This window comes from Legionella pneumophila subsp. pascullei, assembly GCF_900637585.1.
In the GTDB taxonomy this organism is placed as follows: Bacteria; Pseudomonadota; Gammaproteobacteria; order Legionellales; family Legionellaceae; genus Legionella; species Legionella pascullei.
Genome location: NZ_LR134380.1, coordinates 1,094,137 through 1,110,789, shown reverse-complemented (window position 1 = coordinate 1,110,789; position 16,653 = coordinate 1,094,137). Strand labels below are relative to the sequence as shown.

The window sequence follows — 16,653 nt, the reverse complement described above, 5'->3', positions numbered from 1 at the left end:
ACTATGTTACAGTTTCCCGCATCAAAAATTAGCAAACAATTCATATCGGTATTGTGAATCAGTGTTACCAAAAGAAAAAACCCCACTCAATTTGTATTTTTTATTATCATCAAGAAATGACTTTAAACAAGTATCACCAGGTGTATAAATGACTTCTCCTTTATCAATAAGTGAAGTCAAGATAATTATCGGGGGGGGGTCTTCTAAAATCTGATGACAAAATAATTCATATCTATTCACAATAGGAAATTGAGCCATTTTTTTATTATTCAAACAGTAGGAATCAATAAAAGTCAATTCACTTAAAAATGGAATCAAACCAGAATCTGCCAATACTACTTTATCTTGATTTCTGGCATGAGTATTTAACCATTGAACAACACTTATTCGTAATTGCTCCCCATGTACCGGATTCTGGCTAAAATAGCGATAATCACCAAGAGACATTTTAGGTATAAATAGCAATCCCAGAAAAAAAGCGCTCACATACAATGCCGCTTTAAAGTAATGATCTTGTTTTTTGAAATATCTTAATAAAAGATGACTTATACCCTGCCAAGTCAGAGGCAACATAAGAGCAAACGCTGGCAAGAACAATCGATTGTCAAAAGCAACAATGGGATCTGCGTTTGAAAGCATTAATAAATAGATAATACTGGGAGACCATAAAAAATAATGCCTTCTGTCCTGAGCATAAAAACAGGCTGGGGAAGCCAGGATAGCGAATGGCCAAATTAATTTGAGATAATTCAAATCCAATGAATAGGATATTCCATTAAAGCCTTTGCAATACACTGAGTTAGGGAACAATAACCCGTAATAGTTCCAGCGCCAGAGAAAATAAGGCGCAAAGACCAATAAGATAGTAGCCACAAAATATGCTACCCCTCTCCATGGCCTATTACCTGATAATTTATTCTTATCCCAACTGATTAACAGAAAAAAGAGAAGCATTAAAGCTGGTGTTTCAGGCCTTGTCATTCCTGCGAATGAAAGGAACAACCCTGACATGATAAAACCACTTGTCTTAAATGCGCCTCGAGGAGCAGGATAAAAATGGTATCCCAACCCACGAAAGGCAAAATAGACTGAACCACTAATCAGCGCTTGATAAACAGTCATTTCGAAGCCGCTAACTGACCAAATAATTTGACCCTTGTATAGTAAAAGCCAAATACAAGGGATAAGAGACTCGCGTTTGGCAAACCAAAATCGACTGATAAGAAAGATAAAAAGACAGGTTACAAGTAATCCAGCAAACCCGGCGATTTTTAGGGTAAGAACCGGATTAATGTGTAGAATAATGGATATCGCCCCCAAAACAACAAAGCTGAAATTGGAATAGCCCTCCACCGGCTCAGCGTTTAAATTCCATAATAAACCATTTCCTGCAGCCCAGTTTTTGGCATACCGCAAAGAAATATACATGTCATCAATGGTGAACGGCCAAATGGCCTGGATTTGTAAAACCAGCAAATAAACAAACAAAAGGATAAACAGGCTGTCATACCAGCGCCACTTCACACTCATCAATTCAATGCCATGAAAGTCAAGATAGCAAAGCACCAAAGATTTATTCGAGATAATCGGTCACTTAAAAAAACATTGACTGGATCATCATTCTCTACATCCTGAGTGGCAAGCCAGCCAAAACGCCATAGTGCAATAGCAGCAAAAGGTAAGGTTAAAATGAAAAAAAACGATTCTGCCCTGGCATAAATAGTGTAAAACAGATAAGTAATAAAGCAGGCTATTCCGGTAATAACGATAAGTCTTTGCAGTAAGACCGGATTATATCGACGTAGAACCTTGCGAGTTGAATTTTTCAATCCCAACTGCATTTCCAGTTGTCTTTTATTGAGCGCAATAAATAAACTCAGCAAAGTCGCCGCAACAATTAACCAGCCCGATATAGCCAAATCAATTCCTATTGTCCCGGCCAAAACTCTGAGCATAAATCCCAGAGCAATACAAGCAACATCAAAAACTGGAATTAATTTTAAAACATGGTTATAGGCAAGATTGATTATCAAATAAACAATTAAAATGACCACTAATATTTTTGAAATAAGCCAACCCAGCGCAAGTCCAATAACCATCAATAATAGCATTACAATGATCGCGTCAAATAAAGTAACCTGCTCGCTGGCAATAGGCCTGTTACATTTAAAAGGATGTAAACTGTCTTCAGTTCTATCCTGAATATCATTATAAATATAAACAGCGCTTGCAATAAGACAGAAAGAAAATGAGGCCATTATTGCCGGGAACAAATACCCTGGAACAGGAGTATAAATGAAACCAAGCATAACAAAAATTGCTTTACTCCAATGCGATAAACGAAGAAGTAAAAGATATTGGTATAACTTATCCATGTAACTTACCCTGATGATTTTATTTGCCAATTCCATCATACAAATCTACCCTTCTCTCAAAAACAGCTAAAACAGTTCTGTCATTTCTAATCAAAGTATTAATGACTGCCTCAATCAGGCTACAGGACATGGATTTGTTTTCAGTTTAAATTAATTTATACCCTATAAGGGCAAGATCATACCAATTTAAGTTGATTATGTGCCGTGATACTTTATAAATTTGAGCCTGTTTTTGTCAGTCCCGCCTGTGCGGAATGACTCAAATTTTGCATTATATAATCAAAGTATGATTTTGCCCTAACACCCTATAAGAGTAACATATCTAACTCAAGGCTAAAAATAGTATAATCGCAAAAAAATGATCATTTCAAAGAGTTAAATCATAAATAAAATCTGTTGCATTACCTGATTGCAACAATTTAGTAAAAATTAATCAAATCAGATTGCATTTAACCATTGAATCGGTAAGATAAAAAATACACAAATAAATTTTCAATGGATATGAGGTTATTATGCGCTATATACTGCCAGCAGGAGCTCTTACCAGCCTTAACTTTTTACGCCAAGACTATAAAACAGAAAAACAGGTGGATTTGGATCAACCCCCCTCTTTAATTGGAGTGCCTACTTTTTTTGGAGGCACTGATGTCATATCCAGAGACAAACAAACCAAATTTATAAAAAAAATGATTCTCGTTCTTCGAGCAAATCTGGCGAAAGAGGAAGAGATCACTACTCCCGAACAATGGGAAGCAAATTTAACTGCCTCAAGAGTAGTAATCGCAGCTTGTTTATACGTACAGTCGCAAATTTCATCCCCCAAAAGCAACTCAAAATTATATAATTTAATTAATAAAGATTTAGGCATTACGGATACTAACTATTTAGATGAAGAAGACAAGGAAATATGCTTTTTAGCCGCTAATCGAGTGATTAATTCCTCTTTATCCGCTTTTAGTGATGCTAATGCTGCTATACGTAAAGCCAACGTCAAAGATTTACCCCCATTTACTGAACAGGAATGGAGTGAGTTTTCAAAATTTGTTGCCAGTGTGAGTATAAAAAAAGTATCTACCAATCCTTACAAAGACTACCCCATCACATCCATTACCCAACCGATGTTTGGAGCTGCTTTTTCTTACACGGGAGCAACAATTGGTTATCTTGGGGGAGATGTCATTAGTCAATCCTCCAAAGCAATGTCAACCAAATTGCAAATTACGACCATGGTAGGAAGTACCCTGTTGATGCTTGGTACAACCGGGCCTATGGGTGTCGCATTGTTCTCTCAGGTCATAGCAAGCAAATTAGTTACTGCTTTTTTCAGTATCAGTTTGGCTCATGTTTTAGGAACAACCATGGGTATTCTTGGACAGGGCGTAGGTATGGGTATCGGGTTACCTTTGGACTATGCCTATAGACTTCTATGGAAAGCCAGTGCCACTATCATAAATTACTACAGCAGCTACCCTAATACCTCTCAGATGACAGGTATTCGTATTGCTGATGGCAAATCCATCATTAATGGCATAGTGATTGAATACACTCCAAACTCTGATTTAAAAACTGAAGAAGGACAACAAACAGTTGAAATTACCGAAGAAGGGAAACTCCTTATCAATGGAAAAGAAGTTACTATTCCTGACGGTGGAGTTCAACTTCCTCTTGAGTTAATTAATGAATTAAAGGCTCAATTGAAGTTACAAGAGAAAAAAGTTACTGAAGAAGATTCTTCAACTTCCACGTTGCTTACAACACTTTAATGATTAAAAAGTTTCAAAGTGTCGGTGTGGGTTGAGCTGAGCTAAATGCTCAACTCCACAAGTACCACCATCAAAAGAACATCTAATAACGCATTACCACTTGTTCTTCCCCTAAAAGATTGCTCAATAGCTCGATTAATTCATCGCTAGGGGTCACACACCATTGTTGGCCAAGATTTAAATTAGCTTTGGCAACATCATTGGAATAAGCCAGTTGCACTGCACAACGCCCAGAATAAGTCTTTAGTAAGGATTGGATGGAAGGCAGTACCGCAACATTGTTTTGATTTAAACGCAACTCCATGCAACGAGCGAATTTTGTTCGGGCTGAAGCAATACTTAAAAGTTGGTTGGCTGTCATTTTAACCCCACCATTGTAATCATCAATTGCAACTTCCCCCTCAATCACCAGCATGTTGCCCGTCATTAATGGTTCAGAAAATTGTTCAAAAATCTCACCAAAAACTACAGCATCAATCCTGGCAGTTGCATCATCCATTCCGATAATCACTAATTTCTTACCACGTTTGGTTATTATTTTTCTAATCGCTACAACCTGAGCACAAATAATCGCTTTTTTATGTAAGGACGGATTTAATTGGCTAACAGGAATAATAAAATCTCCCAATTCACGCCTGTATTGATCAGCAGGGTGACCGGTAAGATAAAAACCTAATACTTCTCTTTCACCTTCTAATCGTTGAGCTTCCGACCAGGATTTACTCTCTACATAATTTTGTTCATCCGCTTTGTCCTCTAAAAGGGAGAATAAATCAAATTGCCCACTCGATTGGTTTTGATGTTCTTTTTCTGCAACTTTTAACGCTTTTTCCAATGACGCAGTTAATACAGCCCTTTCCACTTTCCAAACATCGAAAGCTCCGCTTTTGATCAACGCTTCAATCACTCGTCTGTTGACTTTGCGTAAATCTAATCTTTGACAAAAACCAAACAAATCCAAATAAGGTCCATTCTGGTTCCTCTCCTGAATAATACACTCAATCGCAGACTCGCCAACTCCCTTTATTGCTCCGAGACCATAAATAATCGTCTTGTCATCTGATACAGTAAAATGATACATGGAGTTATTAATAGAAGGAGGCAACACTTGTAATTTCATGTGCGCGCATTCATCAATAAAAGTAACCACCTTATCCGTGTTATCCATATCAGAAGACATCACCGCAGCCATAAAAGCTGCGGGGTAATGTGCTTTTAACCAAGCGGTTTGATAAGCTACCAAAGCGTAAGCTGCAGAATGTGATTTATTAAAACCATATCCTGCGAATTTCTCCATTAAATCAAAAATATGGGTTGCTACCTGCTCATCCACTCCTCTTGCAACAGCGCCCTGGGTAAAAATTTCCCTTTGCTTTGCCATTTCTTCCGGTTTTTTCTTCCCCATGGCTCGTCTTAACAAATCAGCAGAGCCAAGCGTGTAATTAGCCAGAACCTGGGCGATTTGCATTACTTGTTCTTGATAAAGGATAACCCCATAAGTTGGCTTAAGAATGGGTTCCAAGTCTGGATGTGGGTAGTCAACTCGAGCCCTGCCATGCTTCCTGTCGATAAAATCATCCACCATCCCTGACTGCAGCGGACCTGGTCTGAATAAAGCCACCAAAGCAATAATGTCCTCAAAACAATCGGGTTGAAGCCGGCTAATCAACTCCTTCATACCCCGAGATTCCAGCTGAAATACAGCAGTGGTCTTACATGCCTTTAATAACTCAAAAGTAGCCTCATCATTCGTTGGGATTTGACTAATATCAATTAGTGACAGTCCGGCATTTTTGCATTGTTTATTAACTGTATCCAGGGCCCAATCGATAATAGTTAATGTTCTTAGTCCTAGAAAATCAAACTTGACTAGTCCAACCGCCTCGACATCGTCTTTATCAAATTGGCTGACTATTTGTGTTGATCCTTCTTCACAGTAAATCGCCGTGAAATCAGTCAGCTGAGAAGGTGCAATAACTACTCCTCCAGCATGCTTGCCTGCGTTACGAGTAATTCCCTCCAGCTTCAGAGCAAGATCAAATAACTCCTTTACTTCTTCCTCTTCTTCATATCGTCGGCGAAGCTCTTCTTCCTGCTCCATCGCTTTACTTAAAGTAATACCTAACTCAAACGGAATCAATTTTGCCAGCTTATCAACAAAACCATAAGGATGGCCTAAAACACGCCCAACATCTCTCACTACCGCTTTTGCGGCCATAGTTCCAAAAGTGATAATTTGGGAAACGCTTTGCCTGCCATATTTTTCTGCCACATATTCAATGACCCGGTCACGGCCTTCCATGCAAAAATCAATATCAAAATCAGGCATGGAAACACGTTCTGGATTTAAGAATCGTTCAAAAAGCAGCTCGTACTCTAAAGGATCCAAATCGGTAATCTTAAGGGCATAAGCGACCAGAGAGCCAGCACCGGAACCTCGGCCTGGTCCTACTGGTACCCCATTTTGCTTAGCCCATTGAATAAAGTCGGCAACAATCAGAAAATAGCCAGCGAAACCCATGTTATTAATAACATCCAGCTCAATTTTAAGACGTTTGTCATACGCTTCTCTGGCAACAAGCAACTCCTTCTCAGACTTGTCTTTGAATAATTGTTTTAAACGCTCTTCCAAACCAATTTCAGAAAGATGTGATAAATACGCTTCAACAGTTGAGCCATCGGGTATTGGGAAATTAGGGAGATAATTATGGCCCAGCTCGAGTTTTACATTACAGCGTTTACTGATTTCTACCGTATTTTGTAATGCGCTGGGAAGATCGGAAAATAAAAGTTCCATTTCATCTGCTGAACGCAGATACTGTTGGGAACTGTATTGTTGAACCCTCCTGGGATCAGCCAATGTATAGCCTTCATGTATACATACTCGAGCTTCATGAGCATCAAAATCATCCTCATTGATGAACCTGACATCGTTGGTTGCAACAAGGGGTAATTGCAATTCATCTGCTAACGCGACCAACTTCTCATTATAATGCAGCTCATCAGCTCTTCCGGTCCGCTGAATTTCCAGATAAAAACGATTCGGAAATAAATTCATCCAATGCAAAGCACGTTTTCTTGCCAGAGCATCATCGTTTGCCAGTAATGCTTGGCCAATATCACCGAACTTTCCCCCAGACAGAGCGATTAAACCATGAGAAAACTCTGGAATCCATTGTAATTGCACTCTGGGTTGGCCATGGTATTGCCCTTCTTGATAAGCTTTGGAAACCAGACAAGTTAAATTTTTATAACCTTTAGTGTCTTGACATAATAAAACCAAAGAAAAAATAGTATCCGGGGTTTCCAAATCATGGCACGGTAAATCACTGCCGATAATGGGCTTGATTCCCGCCTCTGTCGCACTTTTAAATACTTTGACAGCGGCAAATAAATTACAAAAATCTGTTACAGCAACTGAGCTCATACCCCTTGCAGGTAAAGCCTTCATCAAAGGTTTAATCTGCACTAAACCATCGACTAATGAAAATTCTGTATGTACTCTTAAATGAACAAATCGTTGTCGCATAGAGGATTAAACCATTCACGATAATTGGGAAACTTTACCCTAAATCCCGGAAATAGGAAACTAACAGACATTGTCTATAAATGAGATTGATGCGGGTCAAAGGCATCCCGCACTGCATCTGCAAACAAGTTCATTGCCAAAACCAATATAAACATTAATAAAAAAGCCGCAAACATAGGCCACCATACAACAGGATCACGCGCCAATTCAAGCCGTGCCCCATTAATCATATTCCCCCAACTGATAGTCATGGGAGAAACCCCTACTCCCACATAGGTCAATACAGCCTCTGCCAATACTAAAAAACTGAAATCCAACACCAAGGTAATGATAACGATATGCATCACATTGGGCACCAAATGTTTGCGAACGATTGTAAACCAACTACTGCCTAAAGCGCGCGCAGCCAAAACATAATCAATTTCCCGCAATTTCAAAGTTTCTGCTCTCAAAAGGCGACACAGACTTGTCCAACTGGTCACTCCAAGAATCAGGCAAAGCGCCAATAAACGAGCATCGGCACTCTTGGCCAGAGTAGTAAATTGCTCGGGGTGGTTTGCTATATAGGTTTGCAAAGACAATACCGAAGCAGTGATTAATAAAACGCCAGGAATAGAGCTTAAAGTAGTATAAACATACTGGATAATATCATCGACAAGACCACCAAAATACCCTGCCGCGATCCCCAGGAACAAAGCCAGTGGCAACATGAATAGAGTTGTTAAAAAGCCAATGATTAGACCGGTTCGAATACTTTTTAAACTGAAATAAAAAATATCTTGACCAATTTGTCCGGTACCCAACACATGAAAATACCTTGATAATCCATAACCAATGGTTAGGGCTAAAGTAAGTATGGCCACTGTTACTATGACACTAACTTGAGTAGAACTTAAAATAAAAATATTTTTGTATCCAAAACTAAACTTTATTAAAACCAGTAATAACCACCCACCTAAAATCATCAAAGTGCTATAGGTTAAGCCTTTGATTATTACCGACTTGATAATCAACGATTTGTCTTTTTCATTCTTGATAGTGGCTGGTGGATATTTCAAACGAGGATAAACCTGAGTCGTTACACCATTAATTAACTTCGTTTCACTCATAAATTGATTTAAAGCCAAAGGCGCTGAATAGGTTTTCTCATAGGTACTTCCTATGGGTGCGAGAACTTTATCCAAAAGAGACTGAGTTTTTTCTGTTTTATCATTGCCAGACTTGATATGAATAGAGTCCAATACTCCGATTGTTAAAAACAACAGCAACACAATCCCAGCACTGATTGCCAATGGCCTGTGTAAAATGATTGCAAATGACAATTTGATGTGTTGTTTTCTAAGACTCAGCAAAACAGTTAATAAAACCACCATCAGTAGAGTAAGAAAACATTTGTCTGTCCAAAGCAATTCAAATGTCATTTTTGCCACATGCTCCTTGGTTATCAGGATAATCGCACTCGAGGATCAACGAGAATGTATGAAAAATCAGTCAGAACCAACCCTATGATATAAAGAACCGACCCCAAAAAAACCATAGCCCTTACAATAGCAAAATCTTGCTGTTGTATCGCATCAATAATATAACTACCCAAGCCCGGAACACCAAAAAATGACTCTAAAACCAAACTTCCCATAAACAAAGTAGGTATGATTACTACAATTCCGGTTAAAATAGGTAACATGGCATTTTTTAATACATGCTTAAATAAAATCCTTTGCTCAGAGAGTCCCTTTGCTCTTGCAGTTTTTACATAATCTTTATTAATTTCTTCCAAAACCAAGGTTCGATACCAGCGTGCCCCAGCCCCTAACTGTCCCAAAACAGCCACCAGGACTGGCAAAATTGTAAATTTCAAAGCATCAAGGCCGTCATCATAGCCTGAGATGGGGAACCATTTTAATATTTTCCCAAAAAGATATTGCCCGCCAATGATGTAAAACAAACTGGATATGGACATCAGGATAATACAAATAATCACCCCCGATAAATCAAGATAAGTCGAACGAAAAAATGCCATAGCCATAGCAAAAATGATATTCACCAAAACCGCAAATAATAGCGTGGGTAAGGCAATGGCAAGACTTGGCCACATTCTGTAGGATATATCATGACTGATATCCCTTCCGGCATCTGAAACACCAAAATTAAAAGTAAACAAAGTAAGCGATTTTTCATAAAACAAAGTCTGTCTAAATTGATTCAATCCGGTTTGATCTGCATTATAAAATAATGGTAAATCGTAGCCATGAACAGCCTTCCAATCATCAATGGCTTTTTGCTCCACATGTTTATTACCTAAATGCATACGAGCCATATCATCTGGAGAATTCACCATGAAAAACAATGCAAAAGTAATAAGATTAATACCAAACAAAATTGGAATCGCATATAAAACTCTGCGCAGCATGTATTTAATCATTTTAATTTAACTCTTTCTGCCGGTTGTTTTTCTTTCTTTAAATAAGCGATGAAAAGGGGGATTACCAAAGCAAGTAATACTCCAAACAGCACGCCTAAAGGCCAGAATACTGGTTTATTCCAGATTCGTCGCAACTGGTTACGTTCAGGAACATTAACAGAAACATATTTTAGAGTATTGAGAGAAATCGTATTGGATTTTACATTAGATACCCAATCTTGCGATAAAATAAAATCTTCAGAATGCATACCCCATATCCATGGAGCATCATGCCGGACAATTGCTAACATCTTATCAATTAGTTTTTGTCTTTGTTGGTCATTTGGACGATTCTTCATCAAATTAAACAATCTATCAAATTCAGGATTTTCATAATTCGATGCATTTTCGCCACCATATTTGACTTTTCCATTTTTTCCATAAAGCAAAAATAAAAAATTTTCGGGATCAGGATAATCGGCATTCCAACCCCAACTAAATATTTGAGCATGCCCTATCCGCATCTTTTCCTGGAAACGATTATAAAGGGTTGCTCTAATATTCAGGTCAATCCCTATACTTGCAAATTGCTTTCGCATCCAGTCAAGCCTTGCCTTATCATCAGGCCCTCCTGTTGTCATCACATCATAATGAAGAATTAAATGTTTACCAGTTTTCGGATCAATCCCTCCCGGGTACCCTGCCTCAACCATTAATTTCTGCGCATCCCTTAAGGGTCTTCGTTTCCTGGTATTGTTTACCCATTGATAAACATAGGGGTTAATACCCTCTTTACCTTCCTTATATCCAAAGATACCGGGTGGAATAGGACCTTGTGCCGGTATACCTCGTCCATTAAAAAATATGGCAATATTTTCATCAAAATTCACCGCGATAGAAATCGCCTGACGTAATTTTCGTGCTCTTTTATTATTGCCTCCAACGACAGTGTCAAGCATATTAAAGCCAAGATAATAGACAGATGGTTCCAGGGTTTGTCTTAAATATATTTTTTTATCTTTCATTTCCTTACTGAGAATAGGCTCTCCAAAGCGATTAATATGGATAGCCTGATCAAAACTGTCAGCACTTATTCCTGACATATCATAGTAACCTTGCAAAAACTTATTCCATCGAGGTATGGATTCCTTTTCAAGGGTATAAACAGCTTTATCAATTAATGGTAAGCGCCTTCCCTGATTGGTTAAATAACCTGCCCGTCTATCGGCATCTGAGCCATGGACAGGGAAATATACTTCTCTGAAATTGGGATTTTTCTCCAAGACCATACTTCTGTTAGGATTATTTTCCGTCAGCATAAAAGGCCCTGTACCTAAAGGATACCAACCAAAAGATAAGTTTTTATCATCCATATCTTTTTGGGAATAAAATAAATCCGCTTCCCAAGGGACTGGAGCAAAAAAAGGCATGGCTAACCAAAACAAAAATTGTGTATATTGCCCCTTCAATGTAATTTCAAAGGTGTAATCATCTAATTTTTTAATCCCCTTCAAAGGATACTTACGTAAATCTATAAAAGAATTTTTATTGGTCGCTCCTTTAGGAAGACTATCGCCATACTCCTTGAAGCCAAGAATGTAGTGACTCATCAATCCATATATAGGAGAGCTCACAGCTGGGGTAGCCAATCTTTTAATTTGATAAATGTAATCATCAATGATCAGCTCCCTTGTGCCAGTGTATTTAAAATCTGACAACTTGCTAATATCATGCTCTTCCAAATAATCTTCTGATAAGTGATGATATCGATAAGAACCATCTTTCTTCCGGGCCAAAGCAGGATGAGGTTGATATAAAATCCCTTTTTTTATCTGAATAGTATAGACACTGTAAGCTGGTTTCGTATTATCCCCTGCCGGAACAGGATTTCCCTGGGCATCCAAATATCGAATCCTGGGTAACCAGGTAGCTGTTAATGGTATTAATTCATAGGGTCTTTTATAGTAATCATACTCCAGCAGCGGCTCATAGATTTGGGCTATGAAAAGATATTCATTGGAAGAATAGGAGCGTGCCGGATCCAGGGTTTTTGGCTGTTCATTAAAAGAAGAATAATAAATATTTTCATTGGCTTCGCTCTCAGGGTAAGGATTATTGAATACCCAAGAACTACTGTAAGCCAAATTGACACAGCAGGGCATTAAAAATAACATGAATTGAATTAACAAATATCGCCGCACTTAATTCCCTCGTGCCAACCAGCCAATGTTACAAGTTCAAAATAACCACTTTACCTGATTTATTTAGTTCCATCATAAACTAAATGACGAAGATCTGGCTACTCATGAATTGACCCGTTTTAAAAACTCGTCTTCCTCTATAATCGCTATTCCCAGTTCTGTCGCTTTAATTAGCTTTGTACCGGCTTCACTCCCTGCTATCACATAATCTGTTTTGGAAGACACACTTCCACTTACTTTTGCGCCTAAAGCCAACAATTTTGCCTTTGCCTCTTCTCGCCCCATATTACTCAGGGTTCCAGTTAATACCACTGTTTTTCCATAAAATGGATTTTGTGGATTAACTTGTGCCTTTTCAGGCTTAGGCCAATGAATACCCAACTCAAGAAGGCGGTTAATCACTTCAAGATTATGCGGTTGGGCAAAGAAATGGACTATATGAGAAGCCGCTACTGGGCCTATGTCATTCAGAGTCATTAATTCCTCAATCGTTGCCGCTTTCAAGCTCTCCACATCAAGGTAATGCTCTGCTAAAACCCTTGCTCCTGCTTCACCGATTTCTCTGATTCCCAAAGCATAAAGAAAGCGATTAAATGTTGTTTTTTTACTTTTTTCCAAAGCGGATAACAAATTTTTTGCTGATTTCTCTCCCATTCTGGGCAGGTTAGCCAAGGTTTGCAAATCGAGCTCATAAAGATCTGCCAAATGGTGGACAATACCCTCATCAACTAACTGATCAATTAAAACACTGCCAAGTCCCTCAATGTACATTGCTTTTCGAGAAGCAAAATGCCACATCATCCTTTTTAATTGGGCTTTACAATATAAACCTCCAACACAACGGGCAATTGCCTCATCTTCTTCCCTTACGACTTCAGAACCACAAACAGGGCAATTTTTTGGAAGCTCAATTTTCCTGGCATTATCAGGACGTTTTTCCAAAACTACAGAAACCACTTCAGGGATCACATCACCGGCACGACGAATAACAACTGTATCACCAATACGAATGTCTTTTCGGGTAATTTCATCAAAATTATGCAAAGTCGCATTACTCACTGTAACGCCGCCAACACTGACTGGCTCCAAACGCGCAACAGGCGTCACAGCACCTGTTCTGCCGACCTGGAAATCCACAGCTATTAGACGAGTCATTTCTTCTGTGGCGGGAAACTTATGGGCACACGCAAATCTTGGTGCACGAGAAACATAGCCTAATTGCTGTTGCAAGGGGATACTATCAATCTTATAAACAACCCCATCAATTTCAAAAGGCAACTGATTCCGTTTCGCTAACATATGATGGTAATAATTTAAACAACCTTCTATTCCAATCTCTTTCCTCGTTTCCAGAGATACTCTGAATCCAAATTCCTTTAATAAATTCAATTGTTCCAAATGGCTGTTAGGTAACTTATAACCCTGACAAGCCCCTATACCATAACAATAAATAGCAAGTGGGCGGTTGGCTGAAATCTCAGGATTTAATTGTCTTAAACTGCCTGCAGCAGCATTTCTCGGATTGGCAAAAGTTTTTTCACCCAGCTCTCTAGCCCTTGCGTTGTAGGCCTCAAAATCGGCTTTAGGGATATACACTTCACCCCGCACTTCGATCAGTTTTGGAGGATTATTCACCCTTAATCGTAATGGAACTGAAGCAATAGTCTTGATATTTGCCGTGATGTTTTCTCCTACAGCACCATCCCCACGAGTCGCGGCATGAGTCAAGACTCCATCTTGATAAGTCATGTTCACTGCCAACCCATCCAGCTTTGGCTCACAAGCAAATACCAATTTTTGGTTTGGTGCATCCAATTTCTCAATTGCTCGCTTAATGAATGCTTTTAATTCATCAGCAGTAAATACGTTAGACAAAGACAACATAGGTTGCTTATGGGCTACCGGCATAAAAGCATCTGAAGGAGTACCGCCGACTCTCTGTGTCGGAGAATCTGGTGATAAAAATTGGGGATATTGCGCTTCAAGCTGTTGCAATGCCTTGAAACATCGATCATATTCCGCGTCAGGAACCAAAGGTTCATCTAAAACATAATAGTGATAATCGTATTTTCTTACTTGCTCTTTAAGCGCTTCTATCGTTTCCTTAATCCCTTGATCACTCATTAATGAAGAATCCCAAAATAAAAACAACAGTTTATCATTTTTTTATCCCTTTAAAATACGAGTGGTTTCATCATTCAAGACAAAATCTTTTTTAGATACCTCAAAGCATATCAATCCCATCTCTTGAATCTTTTGCCAGAACCATGATATAGATACGTCTCTGTATTGAAGGAGATATTTAGAAAATGGAACTTCTACGCATTTTATCCGCTCTTATTGTTTTATTGTTTTCAACCCTTATCCATTCTCATTCCGAATCCAATTCTAATCAAGGCATTGCTTTTGTACATGGTACTCGAGATCACAGAGAAGATGCCTATGGAGGGTATTGGAAAATTGATTTTATTCAGAGTATCTCCCAAACCCTGACAAAACCTGAAAATCACTACGTAGTTCATTGTGATTTTAGCCAATATATGTGGCATGAAGATGCCGCCAATTGCGTTGCCAATCAACTTCTGGAATTTATCAATGACAAAAATGTGAGTTCTCTTACAGTCTACACCCATTCTGACGGCGCTAATATCATGCGTTGGATTCTTTCAAATCCAACTTATGATGGTCGATATATGGCTCTCAAACGCAAAATCACTCAAGTTATTGCCATTGCACCTTCCAGCGGAGGAACTCCTCTTGCTGATGAAGTATTAAATGGAGGCATATTTGAAACGAGTTTGGCCTGGTTACTTGGTTATCTTTCAGATGCAGTCAAACAACAACGTGTAGGCGACATGCTTATCTATAACGAAGAATTGCTATTGGGAAGCAAAGGTCGACCCTCTCTATCTATTCCGTTTAAAGTCATAGTCGGTACTGATGTCTATGCCTCACCATTTTCAACATCCAGCTATTGCAATGGATACATGCTAAATAGCGGGCTAAAAATCGCCAAACTCTATCTTAATCAGTGTGCTGATGGCTTTCTGGATTGTGAGTCACAAGCTCAAGCAGGAGAAGTATGGTTCTATGATATAGACAAAACTGATTACAATTTGCCTTTAAGCCATAATCAAAGTCGACATTCTTGTTTTGGTTTGGATCAAATACTTATCAGTGCCCTAGTTAATGAAGGAGTTGTAAAATGAAAACTGCTCACCTTATATGGATATCCGCATTTTGTATTGCCCAAGCTCATGCGTATACATTACCAAGACAACCAACCAAATCTTATGAATGTGAGAATTGCAGTCAATTATCACATGAAAATCTTCACGATAAATGGGATATTGCCAATGAATCATTAAACAACAACATCAGTAACGTTCGGAGAAGCTATGGTTACAAAGAACGCATTTCTCTGGAGCAATTACAGCGAGGAGTTATTATTTCAACCTTGGCTCCTGGCGCCGTCGTTCGCATTACCCCTTTGCAAAATAAATCCATTCCAGAATTATTTATTAAAACACCAAAGAACCAACTCTTGCCCCTGAAAGAAGCCTCCTCTCTCTATAATCAAGACGACGAAGTTGGCAATAATCCTTTAGCCATTACCAAACACCAGGCTATGCTACAAATAAAACCTGAACTGGGGTATGGAAAATTCATACTAAAAAGCAAAGACATTAATACCAAAAATGCTGATGCTTATATGATTAGTATACTTGATAAGTTTTCTGTTACTTACCTGGAGGTTGAAACTGATTCTCTCCATTATCAGTATGGAGATAAGTTAAAAGCGACCATATCGCTTCACAATGATATTACCGAGTATGATGTCAATGACGTTGATGCTCGTCTTGTAGGCCCTAAAGGTCAAATCATTCCGCTCAATCTGACCAAGTTAAAATCCAATGTTTTTGAAGGAATCGCCACATTGGATTCTGAGTTAAATGATCGCGGAGAAAACTGGTATTTAGAAACTGATGTTCAAACAGAATACGGACAAGAAATCATCAGACGCTCTGGCCATACAGCCTTTTCATATTCCATTCCCTCAGCCAGTCTTATGAATGTAAAAAAGCTGTCTTCTAAACCATTGACTTTTGTTGTCACAGTAGACGTTGCAACTGCAAGCCGTTATGCTTTACAAAGTGTATTGTTCCAAAAAGACGGCAAGGGAGAAACCAGACCTATTCAGACCTCGCAAAGAGCACAATGGCTTGAACCAGGTAAGCATGTTTTGCAATTTACCTTTGACAATCATAATCAATTATCGGAGGATAACCTCTTTTTGGGTTATTTACGCTTGATAGACTATGGGCAATTAAAAACTGTTTATCAATACAACCAACCTGTCAAACTTAGCCAATTAGTGGATTAA

10 protein-coding genes are annotated in these 16,653 nt (G+C 38.7%); 3 read left to right on the top strand and 7 right to left on the bottom strand.

Annotation, left to right across the window (positions count from 1 at the left end):
- Positions 1–21: 21 nt before the first annotated feature.
- Both EL201_RS05060 and EL201_RS05055 read right to left on the bottom strand, forming a co-directional pair.
- Positions 22–1,530, bottom strand: coding sequence for a DUF8728 domain-containing protein (locus tag EL201_RS05060; protein ID WP_032828805.1), 1,509 nt, complete (start codon positions 1,528–1,530; stop codon positions 22–24).
- A complete protein-coding gene (locus tag EL201_RS05055) occupies positions 1,530–2,414 on the bottom strand; it encodes a decaprenyl-phosphate phosphoribosyltransferase (RefSeq protein ID WP_027221301.1) in 885 nt (294 codons plus the stop codon). Before EL201_RS05055 ends, EL201_RS05060 begins: the two co-directional genes overlap by 1 nt.
- A 473-nt stretch (positions 2,415–2,887) precedes the next feature.
- On the opposite strand from EL201_RS05055, the gene EL201_RS05050 reads away from it, so the two are divergent.
- Entirely contained in the window at positions 2,888–4,138 is a 1,251-nt protein-coding gene (locus EL201_RS05050) for a hypothetical protein (RefSeq protein WP_027221300.1), read from the top strand.
- A gap of 82 nt (positions 4,139–4,220) precedes the next feature.
- Here EL201_RS05050 and dnaE read toward each other — a convergent pair whose 3' ends face one another.
- The 5 genes from dnaE to ligA all read right to left on the bottom strand — a co-directional run bounded on the left by dnaE (position 4,221) and on the right by ligA (position 14,393).
- Positions 4,221–7,667, bottom strand: coding sequence for a DNA polymerase III subunit alpha (gene dnaE / locus EL201_RS05045; RefSeq protein WP_027221299.1), 3,447 nt, complete (start codon positions 7,665–7,667; stop codon positions 4,221–4,223).
- A gap of 74 nt (positions 7,668–7,741) precedes the next feature.
- A complete protein-coding gene (locus EL201_RS05040; protein WP_027221298.1) occupies positions 7,742–9,088 on the bottom strand; it encodes an ABC transporter permease in 1,347 nt (448 codons plus the stop codon).
- Positions 9,089–9,111: 23 nt separating this feature from the next.
- Positions 9,112–10,089, bottom strand: a complete 978-nt coding sequence (locus tag EL201_RS05035) for an ABC transporter permease (RefSeq protein ID WP_027221297.1) — start codon at positions 10,087–10,089, stop codon at positions 9,112–9,114.
- The gene (locus tag EL201_RS05030) at positions 10,086–12,242 is read right to left on the bottom strand and encodes an ABC transporter substrate-binding protein (protein ID WP_050598260.1); all 2,157 of its coding nucleotides are present in this window, start codon (positions 12,240–12,242) and stop codon (positions 10,086–10,088) included. The genes EL201_RS05035 and EL201_RS05030 overlap by 4 nt, the downstream gene beginning before the upstream one ends.
- Positions 12,243–12,371: 129 nt before the next feature.
- Entirely contained in the window at positions 12,372–14,393 is a 2,022-nt protein-coding gene (gene ligA, locus EL201_RS05025) for an NAD-dependent DNA ligase LigA (protein WP_027221295.1), read from the bottom strand.
- Between the two features lie 185 nt (positions 14,394–14,578).
- Between ligA and EL201_RS05020 the strand changes: the two genes are divergently transcribed.
- Both EL201_RS05020 and EL201_RS05015 read left to right on the top strand, forming a co-directional pair.
- On the top strand, positions 14,579–15,478 hold the full coding sequence (locus tag EL201_RS05020) for a hypothetical protein (protein WP_027221294.1): 900 nt from the start codon (positions 14,579–14,581) through the stop codon (positions 15,476–15,478).
- A complete protein-coding gene (locus tag EL201_RS05015) occupies positions 15,475–16,653 on the top strand; it encodes a DUF4785 domain-containing protein (RefSeq protein ID WP_027221293.1) in 1,179 nt (392 codons plus the stop codon). Before EL201_RS05020 ends, EL201_RS05015 begins: the two co-directional genes overlap by 4 nt.

Bases quoted from the DNA above. Each gene is read 5' to 3' on its own strand.
- EL201_RS05050 (WP_027221300.1), top strand. From the start codon at position 2,888: ATGCGCTATATACTGCCAGCAGGAGCTCTTACCAGCCTTAACTTTTTA.
- dnaE (WP_027221299.1), bottom strand. From the start codon at position 7,667: ATGCGACAACGATTTGTTCATTTAAGAGTACATACAGAATTTTCATTA.
- EL201_RS05020 (WP_027221294.1), top strand. From the start codon at position 14,579: ATGGAACTTCTACGCATTTTATCCGCTCTTATTGTTTTATTGTTTTCA.
- ligA (WP_027221295.1), bottom strand. From the start codon at position 14,393: ATGAGTGATCAAGGGATTAAGGAAACGATAGAAGCGCTTAAAGAGCAA.
- EL201_RS05055 (WP_027221301.1), bottom strand. From the start codon at position 2,414: ATGATGGAATTGGCAAATAAAATCATCAGGGTAAGTTACATGGATAAG.
- EL201_RS05030 (WP_050598260.1), bottom strand. From the start codon at position 12,242: ATGTTATTTTTAATGCCCTGCTGTGTCAATTTGGCTTACAGTAGTTCT.
- EL201_RS05035 (WP_027221297.1), bottom strand. From the start codon at position 10,089: ATGATTAAATACATGCTGCGCAGAGTTTTATATGCGATTCCAATTTTG.
- EL201_RS05060 (WP_032828805.1), bottom strand. From the start codon at position 1,530: ATGAGTGTGAAGTGGCGCTGGTATGACAGCCTGTTTATCCTTTTGTTT.
- EL201_RS05015 (WP_027221293.1), top strand. From the start codon at position 15,475: ATGAAAACTGCTCACCTTATATGGATATCCGCATTTTGTATTGCCCAA.
- EL201_RS05040 (WP_027221298.1), bottom strand. From the start codon at position 9,088: ATGACATTTGAATTGCTTTGGACAGACAAATGTTTTCTTACTCTACTG.